Below are 18,308 nucleotides of genomic sequence, written 5' to 3'. Positions count from 1 at the left end.
GACGTGATTGATCGAACATTCTTTTTAACTTCATTTTTTTCAGCAATCTTTATGGTCATTTCATTAAAGATTATGGAACTATTCGACTTTATTAAATGGTCGCCAATTGGTTGGGCGAAAAACTGGTCAGCATTTTCAGCTATCCATTATACTATCAAATGGAGTATGCTTTTCATTGCCTTATTTATTGTTTTTGCTGTTCTTTATATTTTGATATCTTTTTTAGACTCTATACCGCCGTCTATTCCGGCTATTATTATTAGTATTATAGGGATTATTGTGCTTGAGTGGTTTATTAATCATTCAACAACACCATGGGATACGATTCAGTCGATTTCTATTCCATTGTTATCGGTTACGGCAATCGTTCTACGTTTTATTGCGGGGACTGCTGTATTTCATAAAGAACTATCAAGAAAAGTGTGATATTAGTTTCCGCCCATCACCACATTATGGTAATATGAAATAGAAAAAGGTGAGGGGAGTGGTGGCGCGGTGAAACTATTAGTCATGAATGGACCGAATTTAAATCGTCTTGGCAAAAGAGAACCAACGATTTATGGACGAGAATCGCTTCAAGATATAGAAAATAGCTTACTCGAAATAGCAAAGGAACATGCGATTCAGCTATCATTTTTTCAGTCTAATACGGAAGGTTTTTTAATTGATCGAATTCATGAAGCTGCAGATGAAGGGATAGATGGCATTATTTTCAATCCAGGCGCTTACACACATTATAGCATTGCTTTACGAGACGCCATTGCATCGGTTGGAATTGATGTCATTGAAGTTCATATATCTAATATACATAACCGTGAATCGTTCAGACAAGAGTCGGTTATTGCGCCAGTCTGTATTGGTCAATTAACCGGTTTTGGGACTGATGGATACTCATTGGCACTTCATGCATTCCTCCTCCGACAAAAGGGAGAATGAGAAATTTGAAACTAACAAATTTACGTAAACAATTGGAAAAAGAACATATTGATGCCTTGCTCATTACGAATCCTTATAACCGCCGCTATATGACCGAATTTACGGGGACAGCTGGCGTTGCGCTTGTTTCAGCAAAAGATGCGGTATTTATTACAGATTTCAGGTATACTGAACAAGCGGAAAAAGAAATCGAAGGATATCGTATCGTTCAACATACGAAAACAATCATTGAAGAAGTAGCAGCGCAAGTAAAAAATATGAATGTCAAAACAGTTGGATTCGAGAAAGATGACTTATCATTTGGTCTCTACGAATTATACAATAAAGAAATTGAGGCAGAATTAAAACCTGTTTCAGGAATTGTTGAAAAGCTTCGCATGGTCAAAACTACCGAGGAACTTGAGATTTTACAACAAGCAGCTAAAATTGCGGATGACGCATTCCAACATATTATTGACTATATTCGACCAGGAATTACAGAGCTTGACGTTTCAAATGAGTTAGAGTTTTTCATGAGAAAACAAGGGGCGACTTCTTCATCATTTTCAATTATTGTGGCGTCGGGATTAAGAAGTGCACTTCCTCATGGTGTTGCGACAGATAAAGTGATTGAGTCGGGAGACTTCGTCACATTGGATTACGGCGCGCTTTACAACGGGTATATCTCTGATATTACAAGAACCGTTGCTGTCGGTGAGCCATCTGAAAAGCTGAAAGAAATTTATGCTGTAACACTTGAGGCGCAGGAACGTGCATTACAAAGTATTAAACCGGGTATGACAGGTATTGAAGCGGATCGAATTGCTAGAGAGTATATTGCTTCTAAAGGATATGGTGAAGCATTTGGGCATTCTACTGGGCATGGCATCGGACTCGAAGTACATGAAGGACCAGCATTGTCATTCAGATCCGAAACTGTTTTAGAACCAAATATGGTTGTGACAGTAGAGCCTGGTATTTACTTGCCAGAAATTGGCGGCGTTCGTATTGAAGATGATATCGTGATTACGGAGGACGGCAATAAACGATTAACATTCGCAACGAAAGAATTACTCATACTATAATTTTATTTTTATTGGAGGAATTACAATGATTTCAGTGAACGATTTTAGAACAGGTGCAACTATTGAAGTGGACGGAGACATTTGGCGTGTAATCGAATTCCAACACGTTAAACCTGGTAAAGGTGCTGCCTTCGTTCGTTCGAAGCTTCGTAACTTACGTAATGGCAACATTAACGAGAAAACATTCCGTGGCGGCGAGCGAGTAAAAAGAGCCCAAATTGATAATGTTAAAATGCAATACTTATATGCGAATGGTTCTGACCATGTCTTCATGAATAATGAAACGTACGACCAACTTGAACTATCTGAAACTCAACTCGAGTATGAATTGAAATTCCTAAAAGAAGGAATGGAAGTACATGTCATTCAATTTCAAGGAGAAGTACTTGGGGTTCAATTACCAATTACAGTAGAACTTGAAGTCACTGAAACTGAGCCTGGCATCAAAGGTGACACGGCAAGCGGTGGTTCGAAGCCAGCTACATTAGAAACGGGCTTAACAGTTCAAGTACCATTTTTCGTAAACCAAGGTGATGTACTAGTGGTCAATACAGAAGAAGGCGAATATGTTTCACGCGCTTGATTAATTTTATAATAAAAATTAATAAATAAAGTGAAAAGCAACCTAGCGTATAGGTTGCTTTTTTTGTTGCCCAAATTTTTTCAATCAATACCATAAAGCCTTTTATTTTCTGTTCTAAGACTTGAAAAAACGACATAGTCTTGTTGTATGGAGGGAGTAGCGGATGGAGCTAAATGATTTACTTAGGATTGCCGGTATCGGTTTAGTCATTGGAATATTGCATGTGTTTTTTGAGCAGACAGGAAAGAAAGACTTTTCTTTTTTTCTATTTATCTTTGCGTATATTTATATTACAGCAGAGCTCCTACGCTTTCTGAGAGTTTTCTTCATTGAAATATCCGAATTTTTCCAGTGGTTGGCGATGTCGTTCTAATGGTGACATTATTTCAAGTGATTGTCGTTTTTTTGTTGCTGCTAACAATTTCGTTCGTGGTGCCAAAGTTACAACCTTTGTTGTATACAGCAGTATTCTTTCTTGTGCTAACCATTATTTTAACAACCGTTGTTTTTCCGTTTGGAAGGACTTTGTTGCAACAGTTTGAAGCACTTCCAAATCCGTATGTCTCTTTGCTAGTTGGAAGTGCCATTTTATTTTATCTTTCAGAATTAATTTCGTCGCATATTGCGGATGCTGGGTATGCATCTCTTGCGAAAATTTCCCACTTTGCAGTCAAAATTACCATCCTATTATTGTGGATGAATCAAGCAGCTGAAGTCATCGATATATTATCAGCACTTATTACAAAATGAACGGACAGGTATATGTATGATTACCTTTTTAGACTCGATACTCGGATCTATTATTTCAAGTTTTGCCATCATTATTCTATCGACATTTATGGCGCTTTTCATTGATTTTCTTTTTCCGTCATTTAAAAAGTGGACGAGAATCATTTTATTTTTCATCGTGATCTCAGTGGCATTGCAACCTGCCTTTCAACATTTTATCTTAATTCGAAATGTCGCTTATTCGTTGTCGTCCATGTTCATAGGAATTTATCCGATCATTACAGCATCTATTTTAGCGGCAGGTGGGACGTTCAACTTTTTAAACTTTCAACCGGCAATGCTCTTATTTGCAAATGGATCTATTTTGTTGGCAGATAAATTACTTATTCCGCTATTAGCAACGGCATTATTATTAGATGTTGCAACTAGACTTCTACCTGATGTACCGTTCACACGTTTAGCTGAATTAATACGTACAACATTATTTGGAACGGTAACGGCCGTGGTGACTGCTTATTCAATATTTATTACTGTAGGGGGGACAATGTCATGGGCGCTTTCTGGTATCGCGAGTGAGCCTGTTAAAGAACTAATCCAGCAAAACATACCGATTATTGGTTCGTTTATGACCGAAAGTATTGGCTCGATTGGTCGTTATTCTTCGGGGGTCACTGTTTTTGTAGGAGGGTGGATTATTTCTGCGGTATGGACAGTTGCACTGGTCCCTTCTTTAAAAACGTTAGTAACAGCATTGTTTTACAGATGGATTGCGGCGCTTGTAGAACCATTTACAAATGAAGATATTACAGGGTTACTCGATGATATCGGAAAAACACTACTTGTTTTATGTGCGATTTCATTTCTGCTTGCGTTTGCATTCATCTACACTGCAATTTTCGTTATTATACTTGTCAAATTATTAACCGTCGCAAAGTGAGGTGGACAAGTGGAAAATTTTTAATTGGCATTCTTTCGATTTCGTTATTAACGTCCATTTTATTGCTTCTACTTCCTGAAGAATCCGAAGAGAAGTTTTTGCCAATTGTGAAGTTGGCAATTGGTTTATGGATTATCCGATCAGTATTCTCTTTGTTTGGTCATAGCAATCTATGAGCTAGCATAAAATGAATTATTGATGACGAAGAAAGATGCCTTAACGAATGAAAATGGGGATATTATGCAAAAACCAACAAAAAAAATCCAAACCGTTTTTTTCGGAACCTTATTAGTTCTCGTTATCATGATTATAAATACCAACGTATGGGGAATCGGAGGAGGGAAGTCAACGATTGAGGGGGATAGAAGAGAAGAAGTTGCGCTAGAACAAGCACTAATGAAGATTGAAGGCGTTGGAAAAGTGGCTATTTACTATCATAATAATGACTCCGACAAAGAAGATCCGCTCTCCAATTATTTCTCTCTTTCCCAGACAAAGACGGAGAAAATTTCAAAACCTATCCAAGGCATTCTTGTCGTCGCAGAAGGTGGGGGAGATCCAGTCATTCAAAATTTATTATCTAAAACATTAGCAACTGTTCTGCAATTACCAGAACATCAAATTGTCATCGTCGAAATGAAAAATGGGGAGGAAACAGAATGAAAACAAATAAGCGTACAGTATGGTTCTTAACTTTATTAAGCCTTGTAGCGGTTATCTCAATCTACTACTTGAACAAGAAATCGCCAATGCCATTTGATGGAATTACTATTTTTGGAGATTCCGATAATCCAGCGACGATCACGGAAACAACTGGCAATGCTGATAAACAACCGGTTTTTGCAGAAAGTTACTTATTTGAAACGATGCGAATGGAAGTTCGTGATGAGCGCAGTCAAATACAAGAACAATTGACTTCAAAATTAAATGCAACTGAAGATTCGGCAGAAAAGAATGCAGTATTTGATGAGATGGCTCAACTTGTCAAACAAGAATCAGCGGAATCCTTACTAGAAATGCAAATTATCGCATTAGGGTATGCGGATGCATTCGTTCGTGCTGAAGGGAATAATGTTACAGTTACAGTTTTATCCGAAGATGGACACTCTAATAAACAAGCGAGTGAAATTACACATCTTGTTATGAGTAACTGGGAAGATGCTAAAAAAGTAAAGGTGGATTTTAAAGGAGATTCATGAAGGAAACGAAAAAAATTAAAATGATACCATGAAAATAAAAAACTAAATTGTAAACATAGCAATTGAACGTGTTGAAGAAGACGGAAAAAGGTCCGATTCGACAAAAGTTGCTATGTTTTTTTGGTTTTTTCTTATGATTTTACAACATTTCTATGATATGTATTCCAAATTTGAAAGAAAACAGCTAAAATAGAGGGGAGCATCAAATATTTTTAGTCAGGAGAATGGGACATGTTAAAAATCCAAGAAATTCGAGAAATAATTAAGTTAATTGATAAGTCTTCGATCGAAAAGTTCTCATACGAAGCAGACAATACAAAAGTTGTCTTGAAAAAAGGAAGCAATGGGCAGACTGTCGTACCTGTTCAAGTTGAACAAGTAGAAGCACAGCCGGTTGTTACACCAGTACCGGAAGTTAAAGTAGAGGCAAAACCACAACCGGTTCAACAGGAAATACAAGCAGCACCAGAAGTAGAAGTTGTACATGATGAGTCTATGCATGAAGTTACGTCTCCAATGGTTGGAACGTTCTATGCAGCATCCTCACCTGAAGCTGATGCATACGTGAAAATTGGAGATAAAGTTTCGGACGAGTCTGTCGTTTGTATTGTTGAAGCTATGAAGCTATTCAATGAAATTGAAGCGGAAGTTTCAGGGGAAATTGTAGAAATTCTTGTGAAGGACGGCCAGCTTGTCGAATATGGACAACCCCTCTTCCTTGTAAAAACAAACTAAGGAGGAATGGATTGTGAAGAAAATATTAATTGCAAACCGTGGAGAGATTGCAGTACGCATCATCCGCGCATGTAAAGAATTAGGGATTGAAACAGTTGCGGTTTATTCAGAAGCTGATGAAGAGGCCTTACATGTAGAGTTAGCAGATGAAGCGTATTGTATCGGCCCAAGGTTATCGACGGATAGCTATTTAAATTTCTCAAATATCATTAGTACAGCAAAGTTAACCGACTGTGATGGCATTCATCCTGGATACGGGTTTCTTGCAGAAAATGCAAGTTTCGCTGAACTATGTGAAGAAGTCAATATTAAATTTATCGGACCTACTTCCGATGCCATTTCAAGAATGGGGACGAAAGACGTTGCGCGTGAAACTATGCGTGAAGCGGGTGTTCCAATCGTTCCAGGTTCAACAGGTATCGTAGCTGATGAACATGAAGCGCTTGAGATTGCTGAAAAGATTGGTTTCCCAGTCATTATAAAAGCAACTGCTGGCGGCGGCGGTAAAGGGATACGTATCGCTAACAATAAAGAAGAGTTAATTACAGGTGTAAAGATTACACAAAAAGAAGCTGCGGCTGCATTTGGTAATCCAGGCGTTTACCTTGAAAAATATATTGAGATATTCCGCCACGTTGAAGTACAGGTGCTCGCAGATCAATTTGGTCATACGATTCACTTAGGTGAACGTGATTGTTCTATTCAGCGCCGTATGCAAAAGCTAGTGGAAGAAGCTCCATCACCAGCAATTACACCTGAACTTCGTCAAGAAATGGGGGAAGCAGCTGTCAAAGCTGCAAAAGCTGTTAATTATGAGGGCGCGGGAACCGTTGAGTTTATTTTCGACCACATTAATAACAAGTTCTATTTCATGGAAATGAATACACGTATTCAAGTAGAGCATACGATTACTGAAATGATTACAGGTGTTGACCTGATAAAAGAACAAATTAAAATTGCATCAGGCGAAAAGCTGGCATTACAACAAGATGATATTCAGTTAAACGGTTGGTCGATTGAATGTCGGATAAATGCAGAAAATCCAGCGCGCAACTTTATGCCTTCACCGGGTAAAGTAGAAATGTATATGCCGCCAGGTGGTTTTGGTGTGCGTGTTGATTCGGCAATGTATACCGGTTACACAATTCCACCATTTTATGATTCTATGGTTGCCAAGCTAATTGTTCACGCTGATACTCGTGAAGAAGCAGTTTTAAGAATGAAACGTGCACTGGATGAGTTTATTATTGAAGGTGTTGAAACAACAATTCCGTTTCATTTTAGATTGATGGGCGATGAAGTGTTTAAATCAGGGGACTTTGATACGAAGTTTCTTGAGAAATATGACATAATGAAGTAAAAGGAGGACAACTGAAAATGGCAGATAAAGAAATGCCTTCATTTGTCGGAATGGCACCATCCGAAGATGAAGCATTAGGGCGTGTTCAGCTTGCTCCAGAAGTACTTGAGGTCATTATCGGCATTGCGACGAATGAAGTAAAAGGTGTCGCGCATACTAGAGGAAATTTCGCCACTGGTGTTGCTGAAAAATTAGGACGCACACAACATGGTAAAGGCGTAAAAACAAGTTGGTCAGAAGATGGCCTAACGGTAGATGTTTATTGTGTCGTCCAATATGGTTTTTCAGTACGTGAAGTTGCATTTGAAATTCAAAAACAAGTACGCAATGCAATTTACAATATGACTTCACTTGAAACAAAAGAAGTAAATATTCATATTACTGGCATAGAATCCGAAACAGTATGAGGTCATCAGTCTGTCAAATGTACACAACAAAAGTAGAGGAGAATTTATTTATAAGTTCTCTCCCTCTACTTTTTCGTACTTATTGGACAAACTCTTTTTAGGAAGTATAAAAAGTCTACTGTATCCGGAAACTTATGGATATGATATGATAATGCCGGAAAGCAACAGTAGAGGAGAAATGAAGATGAACAGACGAGTTGCACGAGAAAAAGCGATTCAAACGCTTTTCCAATTAGATAATCTAGATTTATCAATAGAAGAGGCGATTGCTTTTATTGTAAAAGAAGAATCGAATCACTTCTATGAACACTTAGTGCGCGGTACTATGCAGCATAGAGAGGAAATAGATGCTGCCCTTACAGAAAACTTGGAAAACTGGTCGCTAGATCGTTTGCCCAAAATAGAAAGAACTATTTTACGACTTGCGGTATTTGAATTGCAGTATAGTGAAGAGGCTCCTGAACGTGTCATTATGAATGAGGCAATCGAGCTAAGTAAAACATTTGGTGATGAAAAATCGGGTCGTTTTGTTAACGGTGTACTATCAAAATTTACGACAAATAAGTAACTGATCTGGAGGACATACGAGTGGACGAAAAATTAATTGATGGAAGAGCAATAGGGAATATCATTCGTGAAGAAATTAAAGAGCGTGTACAAAATCTTAAAAATAAAGGATGTACTCCTGGACTAGCAGTAATCATTGTAGGAGATGACCCTGCTTCTCATACATATGTTAAAAACAAACAAAAATCAAGTGTTGAAGCAGGTATGAAATCCGAGTTGATTCAGTTGGCAGCTACGGTAAGTGAGCAAGAAATACTGGAACGTATTGCCCAATTAAATGACGATGATACGATTCATGGAATCCTTGTGCAATTACCTTTGCCAAAGCATATCGATGAAAATCGTGTGATTTTGGCCATTGATTCAGCGAAAGATGTGGACGGTTTTCATCCGGTGAATGTTGGAAAGATGATCATTGGTCAAAATGCTTATTTGTCTTGTACACCTTACGGAATCATTAAATTGCTTGAACGAACAAATACACAAATCAAAGGGAAGCATGCCGTTATCATTGGACGCAGTAATATTGTTGGTAAACCAATGGGCCAACTATTATTGCAGCGAGATGCAACAGTTACTTATTGTCATTCCCGAACAAAAGATTTAGCACACCATACAAAGCAAGCTGATATTTTGATTGTCGCAATTGGTATGGCGAAGTTTATTAAAGCGGATCATGTGAAAGAAGGCGCCGTTGTGATTGATGTCGGTATGAACCGAGATGAAAACGGAAAGTTATGTGGAGATGTAGATTTTGACGATGTGAAAGAAAAATCTTCACTGATAACGCCAGTACCTGGTGGAGTAGGACCGATGACGATTACGATGTTGCTCAAAAACACACTACTCAGTGCTGAACGGGTGTGCGTTTCGGGAAAACACGAAGATAAATAACATCAAGGTGTATGAAACGCTGTTCTTCATAAAGTAGAACAGCGTTTCTATCCGTTCAAGGAGGAGGCGTACAAGTGACAAAAAATCCATATTTAACTGTCCAAGCATTAACGAAATATGTGAAAAGAAAGTTCGATGCGGATCCACATTTACGGCAAGTGTACGTGAAAGGAGAGCTTTCAAACGTCACGCTTCATCCGAGTGGACATATTTATTTCACTTTAAAAGATGACAAAAGTCGTATTCGTGCAGTTATGTTTAAAATGAACGCACTCAAATTAAAATTCAGACCAGAAAATGGCATGAACGTACTCATTATAGGGGATGTTTCTGTCTATGAAGCGAGCGGACAATATCAACTCTATGTCCAAACGATGCAACCGGACGGAATTGGTGCACTATATCTTGCGTTTGAACAATTGAAAGAAAAGCTGGAACAAGAAGGATTGTTTAATGAAAAATGGAAAGTTCCGTTACCTACTTACCCCGCTACGGTCGGTGTTGTAACAGCTCAAACAGGTGCAGCGATACAAGATATTTGTTCGACAATCTCAAGGCGTTACCCATTAGCTGAAATACTCTTATTTCCAGCCGTTGTCCAAGGTTCGCAAGCAGCACCATCCATTGTCGAGGCAATTGAACAGGCGAATCGTTATAGTGGCATCGATGTCCTTATTGTTGGACGTGGTGGTGGGTCTATTGAAGATTTGTGGGCATTTAACGAAGAAATTGTCGCGCGGGCTATTTTTTCTAGTCGCATTCCGGTAATTAGTGCTGTCGGACACGAAACGGATACGACGATTGCAGATTTTGTTGCGGATAAAAGAGCACCGACGCCGACAGCTGCTGCAGAATTAGCCGTTCCATCACGAGAAGAATTGATAGATAGAACACTCGATAGAAAACGTGCATTGTATCGTGCCTTCTCTTATAAAATAAAACATGAACAAAAACGATTAACAACGCTTCAAACCTCATATCCACTCCAATTCCCTGAACGACTTTATCGACCATTTATCGAAAAGCACATTCATCTGGATGAGAGGTTAAGGAGAAGTCCCAAATCCATCATTGAGCGAGATGAAGTCCAATTAGAACGATTAACCAATCGATTAAAAACGATGTCCCCAATGTACCGCGTCAATGAGGCCGCCCGTGAGATAAGTGTGTTAACGAATCGGTTAATGACAACATCTACACATGACTTAAAACAACGCCAAAATCGTTTTTCGTCAACTGTACGAATGTTAACTTCATTAAATCCCTTACATGTCATAGAACGGGGTTATTCCATCGTTTATCAAGATGAAAAAGTTCAAAAATCAGTAGAAAAATTAGAGGTCGGTAGTACGGTCGACATAAAAATGCAAGATGGTACCGCAAAAGCTATGATAAAATCAATTCATAAAGATGACTTGGAGGAGAGTTAATTGAAAGAGGAGCCAATTCGCTTTGAAGAAGCAATGCTTAAATTAGAAGAAGTTGTAAAGAAACTTGAAGCCGGCGATGTCCCATTAGAAGACGCAATTACGCTCTACAAAGAAGGAATGGAATTGTCTGCGTTCTGTCAAGGGAAATTGCAAAATGCTGAAAAACAATTAATGTCTATTATTGATGTGAACGGTGAAAAAGAACCTTTCGAACCGACAAAAGGTGCAGACAATGATGAAGGGTAAACTAGAGCAATTTATTGAAGCGCACACACCGAGAATTAACGATACTTTACATACGCTTTTAATGAAAAAAGATATTCCAGAGAGTTTACAATCGTCTATGTTGTATTCAATTCATGCAGGTGGAAAACGAATTCGCCCATTACTAGTTTTAGCAACACTTGAAGACCTAGACGTTCATGCGGATCATGCATTGGAAGTCGCAGCAGCGATTGAACTAATTCATACATACTCTCTTATACACGATGATTTACCAAGCATGGACGATGACGATATGCGTCGAGGAAAACCGACGAATCATAAAGTGTACGGTGAAGCGATGGCGATACTTGCTGGAGATGCACTACAAACACTTGCTTTTGAAACATTAGCTAGTTTACCGAATATACGTCCAGAAAAAAGTATTGAATTGATTCGTTTATTAGCAATTGCATCTGGTGCAAAAGGGATGGTCGCTGGACAAGTTTTAGATCTTGAGGGCGAGAAAAAAAGTTTAACATTACAAGATTTAGAATTAATTCATTTAAATAAAACAGGTGCGCTACTTACCTATTGTATCGAGGCGGGTGGCATACTTGCAGATATAGAAGCCGAAAAAATGAAAGCGATTAAAGTCTATGCTGAAAATATAGGACTTGCCTTTCAAATTCAAGATGACATTTTAGATGTGACATCAACAACCGAAGAATTAGGTAAAAACGCTGGAAGTGACGAATCGAGTGAAAAGACAACTTATCCTATTGTTTTAGGGCTTGAAGGTGCTAAAAAACAATTGATGCACCATCATTCGCTAGCGAAACAATCATTAGCCTTTTTAGAAAAGGACGATTCTTTACTAGCGCTCTTTGCAGACTATATTGTAGAACGGAATTTTTAACTTGAAATTCTTGTACTGAGCGTTTCAGTTGTTATAATGAGATGAAGGATAACAATGAACGTCGTTATTAATTTGTGAAGGTGTGTGATAGTGGTGGATCTTACAAAAATTAACAATCCATCTTTTATTAAACAGCTCGATAATGAGCAATTGAAAGAACTTGCAACTAACATTCGCTCCTTCCTAATCGAGAAATTATCTGTTACTGGTGGTCATATTGGTCCAAACCTTGGCGTTGTAGAGTTAACATTAATTCTACACAAACTTTTTGATAGTCCGAATGATAAGTTTTTATGGGACGTCGGTCATCAAGCATACGTTCATAAAATTCTAACTGGACGGGCAAGTGAATTTGATACGTTAAGACAATATAAAGGGCTTTGCGGATTTCCTAAAATGGACGAAAGTGAACACGATGTCTGGGAAGCGGGCCATAGTTCGACTTCTTTATCGGCTGCAATGGGGATGGCAGTTGCACGTGATATTAAAGGAGAAGACAATTACGTATTACCGATTATCGGTGATGGTGCGTTAACGGGCGGTATGGCGCTAGAAGCGTTAAATCATATTGGACACGAGAAAACGAATATGATTGTGATTTTAAATGATAATGAAATGTCCATTGCCCCAAACGTAGGCGCTTTACACTCCATCTTAGGAAAACTTCGTACTGCTGGAAAATACAACTCAGCGAAAGATGAGTTAGAGTATATTTTGAAAAAGATTCCAGCAGTTGGTGGTAAAGTTGCTACGGCTGCTGAACGTGTAAAAGACAGCTTAAAATATTTACTGGTGTCAGGGGTCTTTTTCGAAGAACTAGGTTTCACTTATCTTGGTCCAGTTGATGGCCATGATTTTGTAGATTTAGAACGTAATTTAAATTATGCCAAAAAAATGGAAGGGCCAATTCTTTTTCATGTGATTACGAAAAAAGGGAAAGGGTATCGTCCTGCTGAAAACGATAAAATCGGTACTTGGCACGGGACAGGTCCGTATAAAATTGAAACGGGCGATTTTGTGAAGTCAACAGCATCTGCGCCGTCATGGAGCGGCTTGATTGCTGATACTGTTAGCGAAATTGCGCGGGATGATAAGCGAGTTGTAGCCATTACACCGGCAATGCCAGTCGGCTCGAAATTAGAGGCTTTTGCAGAAGAGTTCCCGGAACGCTTTTTTGACGTTGGAATTGCGGAGCAGCATGCAACAACAATGGCGGCAGGTCTTGCAACTCAAGGTATGAAGCCTTTTCTGTCGATTTATTCGACATTTTTACAAAGATCTTACGACCAAATGCTTCACGATATTTCTCGACAAAATTTAAATGTCGTTATCGGAATTGATCGAGCTGGTCTTGTAGGCGCAGATGGAGAAACACACCAGGGCGTTTATGACATTGCGTTTTTACGTCATATGCCGAATTTGGTCATTATGATGCCTAAAGATGAAAATGAAGGGCAGCATATGGTGAAAACTGCAATGGATTATAATGATGGACCGATAGCAATTCGATATCCGCGTGGAAATGGTTTAGGAGTTCATCTAGATGAAACTTTACAGCCAATTCCTATTGGAACTTGGGAAGTCTTGCGTCGTGGTGGAGATGCGGCTATTTTAACTTTTGGTACAAGTATACCAATGGCTTTAGATGCCGCAGATTTGTTGTCGGAAAGAGGAATAGAAGTCATGGTGGTGAATGCACGATTCATCAAACCACTCGATACCAAGATGCTTGACGAATTATTCAGTCAAGAAATACCAATTATAACAGTAGAAGAAGCTGTACTTGCCGGTGGTTTTGGGAGCGCGGTATTAGAATACGCGCATGATGTATCTTATAATGCTGCGCCGATTGAGAGAATGGGAATACCAGATCAATTTATTGAGCATGGAGATGTACCACAGTTATTAGCTGAAATCGGAATGACTTCTGAAAATTTAGCTATGAATGTACATGACTTAGTTAAAAAATATATATTGAAAAGAGAAAGTGTATGAGTCAGCGTGAACCGAAAGAACGCATAGACGTTCTATTAGTGAAAAGAGGCTTAGTTGATACGCGTGAACAAGCGAAACGTTCAATCATGGCAGGGATTGTTTATTCAGAAGAGACGCGAATTGATAAACCAGGGGAAAAAATAGCTGTCGATGCTCCGTTAACTGTAAAAGGAAATACGTTAAAATACGTGAGTCGAGGCGGTCTCAAGCTTGAAAAAGCATTGGAAGTCTTTGATGTGACAGTGGAAGATAAAATTGTCCTTGATATCGGTGCATCTACGGGTGGATTTACGGATTGTGCCTTACAAAATGGCGCGAAACATTGTTATGCATTAGATGTCGGTTATAACCAGTTAGCATGGAAAATTAGACAAGATGAGCGAGTTACTGTGATGGAGCGGACGAATTTTAGATATGCAACGACCGACATGTTCGAGAATGGATTGCCCTCATTTGCTACGATTGATGTATCATTTATTTCATTAAGCTTAATTTTACCTGCATTGAAGAACATTATCGTAAACGGAGGCGATGTAATCGCGCTCGTGAAACCTCAATTTGAAGCAGGTAAAGGAAAAGTTGGGAAGAAAGGCGTTGTGAGGGAACGATCAACTCATTTAGAAGTGTTGGAAAAAGTTGCAGAAGTTGCCTACGAAGAAGGCTATACATTACACGACGCTTCCTACTCACCTGTCACAGGGGGAGAAGGGAATATCGAATTTCTATTTCATTTAAGAGCCGAAGAAACAGCTGAAAGAAATTTTAATGCCGATATGTTTGATGCGCTCATTTCTAAGGCTTACAAAGAGTTAAATTAGCGCGCGCTTTTTGCGCGCTTTTCCTATATTATAAGCAAACTTTGTCATACCTAACGCAAATACTAAATAGAAATTATTTCCGATGCCGAACTAGGAGGAATTTATATGAATAAAGGACATAGACATATTCGTATTCGTGATATTATTTCGAAATACGAAATTGAAACGCAAGATCAACTTGTACAAAGTTTAAAAGATGCCGGTGTAGACGTCACGCAAGCGACAATTTCTCGTGATATTAAAGAAATGCATCTGATTAAAGTACCGACAGCATCTGGCGGATACAAATATAGCTTGCCTAGAATCCACGAATACAATACCGAGCAAAAACTTCACCGTGCGTTAACGGATGCTTTTGTTAGTATAGATGGTGCAGGGCACTTTTTAGTATTAAAAACGTTACCGGGCAATGCCCAGGCAATAGGCTCTTTACTCGATCATTTGAAGTGGGATGAAATGCTAGGGACAATTTGCGGAGACGATACTTGTTTAATTATTTGTAAAGATGAATCGTATATAGACAATGTAAGAGAAAAATTACTTGCGATGCTTTGAAAGTGGTGAGCAAACTTGTTAAATGAACTTACAATAAGAAACTTCGCAATCATTAAACATTTAGACGTATCTTTTAAAAAAGGTCTTACAGTGCTAACAGGAGAAACAGGGGCAGGGAAGTCTATTATTATAGATGCTGTTCAGCTTTTGGCAGGTGGTCGAGGATCCCAAGGCTTTATTCGACACGGGGCAGATAGGGCGGAACTAGAAGGTCTCTTTATGATAGAAGACCCTACACATCCTGTGCTACGTACGCTAGAAAATTTCGGTATACAAGCCGATGAAGAGACCATTATATTACGACGCGATATTAATGCGAACGGAAAAAGTGTTTGTCGTATTAACGGAAAGCTCGTTACAATCGCAATCATGCGTGAAGTTGGGGCGAGCTTAATTGATATCCATGGCCAGCATGAAAACCAGGAGTTAATGCATGAGCGTAGACATATTCATTTACTTGATCAATTTGCTGGAAAGAAAATGGAGAAAGCTTATCATAGTTATACAGAAACTTACTCAAACTATACTAAGTTAAAGAAAAAGCTTGAAACTGCAAATGAAAACGAGCAGCAAATTGCCCAGCGTATTGACTTATATTCTTTCCAACTGACCGAAATTAATAACGCAAACCTAACGATTGGTGAGGAAGAAGCACTTGAAGATGAACAGCGTAAACTGCAAAACTTCAGTAGACTATACGAACGTTTAAACACTGCGTACGAAGCAATAAGTGGAGACACACATGCGTTAGACTGGGTTGGAGCAGCGATGAGTGATTTGGAAGATGCTACTGGCGTTGATAAAAAATTATCCCCCCACTATGAGACTGTGGCCAATAGTTTTTACGCACTCCAGGAGACTGGGTACGAGTTGAAAAACATTATCGACGATTTAGAATTTGATCCTGCAAGACTTAATGAAGTGGAAGAACGGCTCGCATTGCTATTATCATTAAAACGAAAGTACGGGCAAACGATAGAGGACATTTTACTTTATCGGGATAAGATTGCAGATGAGTTAGATCAATTAATGAATCGAGATGAAAGACTCCATGCAGATCAAGTTAAACTTGCTCAAATTATGAAAGACTTGGAAGTTGAGGCAGAGGAATTATCGATAATTCGTATTGAAGCTGCTAAACGTTTAGAAGCAGCGATTATGGAACAACTTCAGCAATTACATATGGAAAAAGCATCCTTTAAAGTGATGATTACACAAAAAAAGGCAAATGAATTTGACGTCAATGGTTATGATGAAGTGGCTTTTCATATCGCAACGAATGTGGGCGAACCTTTAAAGCCACTGGTAGCCGTCGCATCAGGAGGAGAATTGTCACGTTTAATGTTGGCTTTAAAAACAATTTTCTCGAAGCATCAAGGCGTTACATCAATTATTTTCGATGAAGTGGATACAGGCGTTAGTGGAAGAGTAGCACAGGCAATTGCAGAAAAAATTGCAATGGTTGCCAGACACTCCCAAGTGCTATGTATTTCTCATTTACCTCAAGTAGCTGCAATGGCGGATCAACATTATCTCATAAAAAAAGAAGTGAAAAATGAGCGTACGATGACATCAATCGAAAATGTTCATGATAAAGAAAGAACTAATGAACTGTCTCGTATGTTATCTGGTGCTGAAACAACAGAGTTAACATTAAAACATGCCGAGGAGTTACTTTCATTAGCTGCTGAACGCAAAAAAACTTTACAAAAAATGTAACAAGAGACAACTTTATTGATGTTTGTATTATGTAATATATGGAAATAGCATTATTTGACTTAAAACTTAATGAATTTAATAAGGGTTTTTATGAAATCGCTAACACGTTCCTTAATTGCTTATTTTACCCTCTCATAAGATTTCGCCTAACGGACATACCAATAGTATCTTAATTCTTAGGAGGTGAAACATGGGATGGAGTAAGCAGTTTAAGTTGATGGTATCGTTTTCTGTCGTCTTAATGTTTTTGCCAGTCAATTCGGGTATCGCGTCCGCAAATGACAAATCACTGATTCCGATGGGGCATTCAATCGGTATTAAAATGGATTTGTCAGGTGTTTTTCTAACGAATGATGTTTTACTTGGCAAAGATGAATGGTTGAAAGCTGGAGATCTAATCGGACAAGTAGATGGTGCCATCATATCGAATGTTGAAAATTTTGAAGACGCATTAACAAGAGTTGGAAATAAAGAAGATATCTCAGTTCTACTGACTAGAAATGGGGAAACACTTACAGTCCGATCGGATAACGAAGCATTGAAACAATTACTTCCATTCCTAAAAGATAGCACAGAAGGCACAGGAACCTTAACGTATGTTGATCCTGAGAAGAAAACATACGGTGCACTCGGCCATCAAATTATTGATAGTTCATTCAAATCACCCCCATCATTCAAAGATGGAACCATTCATTTATCGGAAATTGAGCAAATTAGAAAGAGCTCACCAGGAAATCCTGGATATAAAATTTCCACGATTGTCAAAGATAAGGGAACACTCGGAAAGATTCATAAAAATGGTGTATATGGAATATTTGGTTCATGGAATAACTCCTACAAGGAAGTGTTATCCGAACCATTACAGATTATGCACCAACGAGACGTAAAGGTTGGCAAAGCAGAAATATTTACAACGGTTAAAGGGACAGAAGTTGAGTCTTTTTCAATTGAAATCACAAATGTTGAGCAGGATCAATTTCATTTTAAACTAACCGATTCTAAGCTTATTGAAACAACTGGCGGTATATTACAGGGAATGAGTGGAAGTCCCGTCATTCAAGATGGAAAATTTGCTGGCGCAGTGACTCATATGTTTATCGATGAACCTGAAAAAGGGGCAGCGCTTTTCTTAGAAACAATGCGGAAAGGGGAAAACTAAAAAAATGGTCAACCAACCGGTTGACCATTTTTCATGGCACAAAACAAATATCATTTAAATTCAGTTAAATTCTAGTTCTATTTTCAAAGAATTTCGTCGAA

Annotated in this window: 22 protein-coding genes; all 22 read left to right on the top strand. The window is 38.6% G+C overall.

The features are described 5' to 3' along the window. Positions 1-3 precede the first annotated feature (3 nt). Positions 4-426, top strand: a complete 423-nt coding sequence (locus tag AB1H92_RS07275) for a hypothetical protein (protein ID WP_115361055.1) — start codon at positions 4-6, stop codon at positions 424-426. 69 nt (positions 427-495) lie between these two features. Beyond that, positions 496-936 carry a type II 3-dehydroquinate dehydratase gene (gene aroQ / locus AB1H92_RS07270; RefSeq protein WP_256594306.1) on the top strand — a complete coding sequence of 147 codons (441 nt, stop codon included), beginning with the start codon at positions 496-498 and terminating at the stop codon, positions 934-936. Next, positions 933-2,000 carry a Xaa-Pro peptidase family protein gene (locus AB1H92_RS07265; protein WP_134268491.1) on the top strand — a complete coding sequence of 356 codons (1,068 nt, stop codon included), beginning with the start codon at positions 933-935 and terminating at the stop codon, positions 1,998-2,000. Before aroQ ends, AB1H92_RS07265 begins: the two co-directional genes overlap by 4 nt. Before the next feature lie 25 nt (positions 2,001-2,025). Further along, positions 2,026-2,583 carry an elongation factor P gene (gene efp / locus AB1H92_RS07260; protein WP_115361059.1) on the top strand — a complete coding sequence of 186 codons (558 nt, stop codon included), beginning with the start codon at positions 2,026-2,028 and terminating at the stop codon, positions 2,581-2,583. A gap of 163 nt (positions 2,584-2,746) precedes the next feature. Next, positions 2,747-2,956 carry a SpoIIIAC/SpoIIIAD family protein gene (locus AB1H92_RS07255; RefSeq protein ID WP_115361061.1) on the top strand — a complete coding sequence of 70 codons (210 nt, stop codon included), beginning with the start codon at positions 2,747-2,749 and terminating at the stop codon, positions 2,954-2,956. After that, positions 2,956-3,333 carry a hypothetical protein gene (locus AB1H92_RS07250; protein WP_115361062.1) on the top strand — a complete coding sequence of 126 codons (378 nt, stop codon included), beginning with the start codon at positions 2,956-2,958 and terminating at the stop codon, positions 3,331-3,333. Before AB1H92_RS07255 ends, AB1H92_RS07250 begins: the two co-directional genes overlap by 1 nt. Positions 3,334-3,349: 16 nt before the next feature. Then, positions 3,350-4,249, top strand: coding sequence for a stage III sporulation protein AE (locus AB1H92_RS07245; RefSeq protein ID WP_115361065.1), 900 nt, complete (start codon positions 3,350-3,352; stop codon positions 4,247-4,249). Positions 4,250-4,447: 198 nt separating this feature from the next. After that, complete coding sequence (locus AB1H92_RS07240; protein WP_115361068.1) at positions 4,448-4,912, top strand: hypothetical protein; 465 nt, start codon at positions 4,448-4,450, stop codon at positions 4,910-4,912. Continuing rightward, positions 4,909-5,448: a SpoIIIAH-like family protein gene (locus tag AB1H92_RS07235; RefSeq protein WP_115361070.1), complete on the top strand. Its 540-nt coding sequence runs from the start codon at positions 4,909-4,911 to the stop codon at positions 5,446-5,448. Before AB1H92_RS07240 ends, AB1H92_RS07235 begins: the two co-directional genes overlap by 4 nt. 231 nt (positions 5,449-5,679) lie before the next feature. After that, positions 5,680-6,183 carry an acetyl-CoA carboxylase biotin carboxyl carrier protein gene (gene accB / locus AB1H92_RS07230; protein WP_115361073.1) on the top strand — a complete coding sequence of 168 codons (504 nt, stop codon included), beginning with the start codon at positions 5,680-5,682 and terminating at the stop codon, positions 6,181-6,183. Positions 6,184-6,193: 10 nt separating this feature from the next. Further along, positions 6,194-7,543 (top strand): acetyl-CoA carboxylase biotin carboxylase subunit, encoded by a 1,350-nt coding sequence (accC, locus tag AB1H92_RS07225; protein ID WP_115361074.1) that lies wholly within the window; start codon positions 6,194-6,196, stop codon positions 7,541-7,543. A 17-nt stretch (positions 7,544-7,560) separates the two neighbouring features. Then, positions 7,561-7,950 carry an Asp23/Gls24 family envelope stress response protein gene (locus AB1H92_RS07220; protein WP_115361077.1) on the top strand — a complete coding sequence of 130 codons (390 nt, stop codon included), beginning with the start codon at positions 7,561-7,563 and terminating at the stop codon, positions 7,948-7,950. A 184-nt stretch (positions 7,951-8,134) separates the two neighbouring features. After that, positions 8,135-8,518 (top strand): transcription antitermination factor NusB, encoded by a 384-nt coding sequence (gene nusB / locus AB1H92_RS07215; RefSeq protein WP_115361079.1) that lies wholly within the window; start codon positions 8,135-8,137, stop codon positions 8,516-8,518. A gap of 20 nt (positions 8,519-8,538) precedes the next feature. Next, complete coding sequence (gene folD, locus AB1H92_RS07210) at positions 8,539-9,411, top strand: bifunctional methylenetetrahydrofolate dehydrogenase/methenyltetrahydrofolate cyclohydrolase FolD (RefSeq protein WP_115361081.1); 873 nt, start codon at positions 8,539-8,541, stop codon at positions 9,409-9,411. 74 nt (positions 9,412-9,485) lie between these two features. Then, positions 9,486-10,841, top strand: a complete 1,356-nt coding sequence (gene xseA, locus AB1H92_RS07205) for an exodeoxyribonuclease VII large subunit (RefSeq protein WP_115361083.1) — start codon at positions 9,486-9,488, stop codon at positions 10,839-10,841. After that, positions 10,842-11,087, top strand: a complete 246-nt coding sequence (locus AB1H92_RS07200; RefSeq protein WP_115361085.1) for an exodeoxyribonuclease VII small subunit — start codon at positions 10,842-10,844, stop codon at positions 11,085-11,087. It begins immediately after the preceding gene. Further along, positions 11,077-11,961: a polyprenyl synthetase family protein gene (locus AB1H92_RS07195; RefSeq protein ID WP_115361087.1), complete on the top strand. Its 885-nt coding sequence runs from the start codon at positions 11,077-11,079 to the stop codon at positions 11,959-11,961. The genes AB1H92_RS07200 and AB1H92_RS07195 overlap by 11 nt, the downstream gene beginning before the upstream one ends. Before the next feature lie 93 nt (positions 11,962-12,054). Beyond that, positions 12,055-13,956, top strand: a complete 1,902-nt coding sequence (dxs, locus tag AB1H92_RS07190; RefSeq protein ID WP_115364082.1) for a 1-deoxy-D-xylulose-5-phosphate synthase — start codon at positions 12,055-12,057, stop codon at positions 13,954-13,956. After that, a complete protein-coding gene (locus AB1H92_RS07185) occupies positions 13,953-14,774 on the top strand; it encodes a TlyA family RNA methyltransferase (RefSeq protein WP_115361089.1) in 822 nt (273 codons plus the stop codon). The genes dxs and AB1H92_RS07185 overlap by 4 nt, the downstream gene beginning before the upstream one ends. A 105-nt stretch (positions 14,775-14,879) precedes the next feature. After that, complete coding sequence (gene ahrC / locus AB1H92_RS07180) at positions 14,880-15,329, top strand: transcriptional regulator AhrC/ArgR (RefSeq protein WP_115361092.1); 450 nt, start codon at positions 14,880-14,882, stop codon at positions 15,327-15,329. A 15-nt stretch (positions 15,330-15,344) separates the two neighbouring features. Further along, positions 15,345-17,048 carry a DNA repair protein RecN gene (gene recN / locus AB1H92_RS07175; protein ID WP_115361094.1) on the top strand — a complete coding sequence of 568 codons (1,704 nt, stop codon included), beginning with the start codon at positions 15,345-15,347 and terminating at the stop codon, positions 17,046-17,048. A 190-nt stretch (positions 17,049-17,238) separates the two neighbouring features. Then, on the top strand, positions 17,239-18,207 hold the full coding sequence (locus tag AB1H92_RS07170; RefSeq protein ID WP_115361096.1) for a SpoIVB peptidase S55 domain-containing protein: 969 nt from the start codon (positions 17,239-17,241) through the stop codon (positions 18,205-18,207). The last annotated feature ends 101 nt before the right edge of the window (positions 18,208-18,308 follow it).

The sequence above is a fragment of the Sporosarcina pasteurii genome (assembly GCF_041295575.1).
GTDB lineage: Bacteria > Bacillota > Bacilli > Bacillales_A > Planococcaceae > Sporosarcina > Sporosarcina pasteurii.
The sequence above is the reverse complement of the archived record's forward strand: the minus strand, read 5'-3'. Positions and strand labels throughout refer to the sequence as shown.

Excerpts from the sequence above, each read along its gene's own strand:
- AB1H92_RS07265 (WP_134268491.1), top strand. The coding sequence starts at position 933 with ATGAGAAATTTGAAACTAACAAATTTACGTAAACAATTGGAAAAAGAA.
- AB1H92_RS07250 (WP_115361062.1), top strand. The coding sequence starts at position 2,956 with ATGGTGACATTATTTCAAGTGATTGTCGTTTTTTTGTTGCTGCTAACA.
- AB1H92_RS07245 (WP_115361065.1), top strand. The coding sequence starts at position 3,350 with ATGATTACCTTTTTAGACTCGATACTCGGATCTATTATTTCAAGTTTT.
- AB1H92_RS07220 (WP_115361077.1), top strand. The coding sequence starts at position 7,561 with ATGGCAGATAAAGAAATGCCTTCATTTGTCGGAATGGCACCATCCGAA.
- AB1H92_RS07240 (WP_115361068.1), top strand. The coding sequence starts at position 4,448 with ATGACGAAGAAAGATGCCTTAACGAATGAAAATGGGGATATTATGCAA.
- ahrC (WP_115361092.1), top strand. The coding sequence starts at position 14,880 with ATGAATAAAGGACATAGACATATTCGTATTCGTGATATTATTTCGAAA.
- efp (WP_115361059.1), top strand. The coding sequence starts at position 2,026 with ATGATTTCAGTGAACGATTTTAGAACAGGTGCAACTATTGAAGTGGAC.
- accB (WP_115361073.1), top strand. The coding sequence starts at position 5,680 with ATGTTAAAAATCCAAGAAATTCGAGAAATAATTAAGTTAATTGATAAG.
- AB1H92_RS07255 (WP_115361061.1), top strand. The coding sequence starts at position 2,747 with ATGGAGCTAAATGATTTACTTAGGATTGCCGGTATCGGTTTAGTCATT.
- AB1H92_RS07170 (WP_115361096.1), top strand. The coding sequence starts at position 17,239 with ATGGGATGGAGTAAGCAGTTTAAGTTGATGGTATCGTTTTCTGTCGTC.
- AB1H92_RS07185 (WP_115361089.1), top strand. The coding sequence starts at position 13,953 with ATGAGTCAGCGTGAACCGAAAGAACGCATAGACGTTCTATTAGTGAAA.
- AB1H92_RS07195 (WP_115361087.1), top strand. The coding sequence starts at position 11,077 with ATGAAGGGTAAACTAGAGCAATTTATTGAAGCGCACACACCGAGAATT.
- nusB (WP_115361079.1), top strand. The coding sequence starts at position 8,135 with ATGAACAGACGAGTTGCACGAGAAAAAGCGATTCAAACGCTTTTCCAA.
- AB1H92_RS07235 (WP_115361070.1), top strand. The coding sequence starts at position 4,909 with ATGAAAACAAATAAGCGTACAGTATGGTTCTTAACTTTATTAAGCCTT.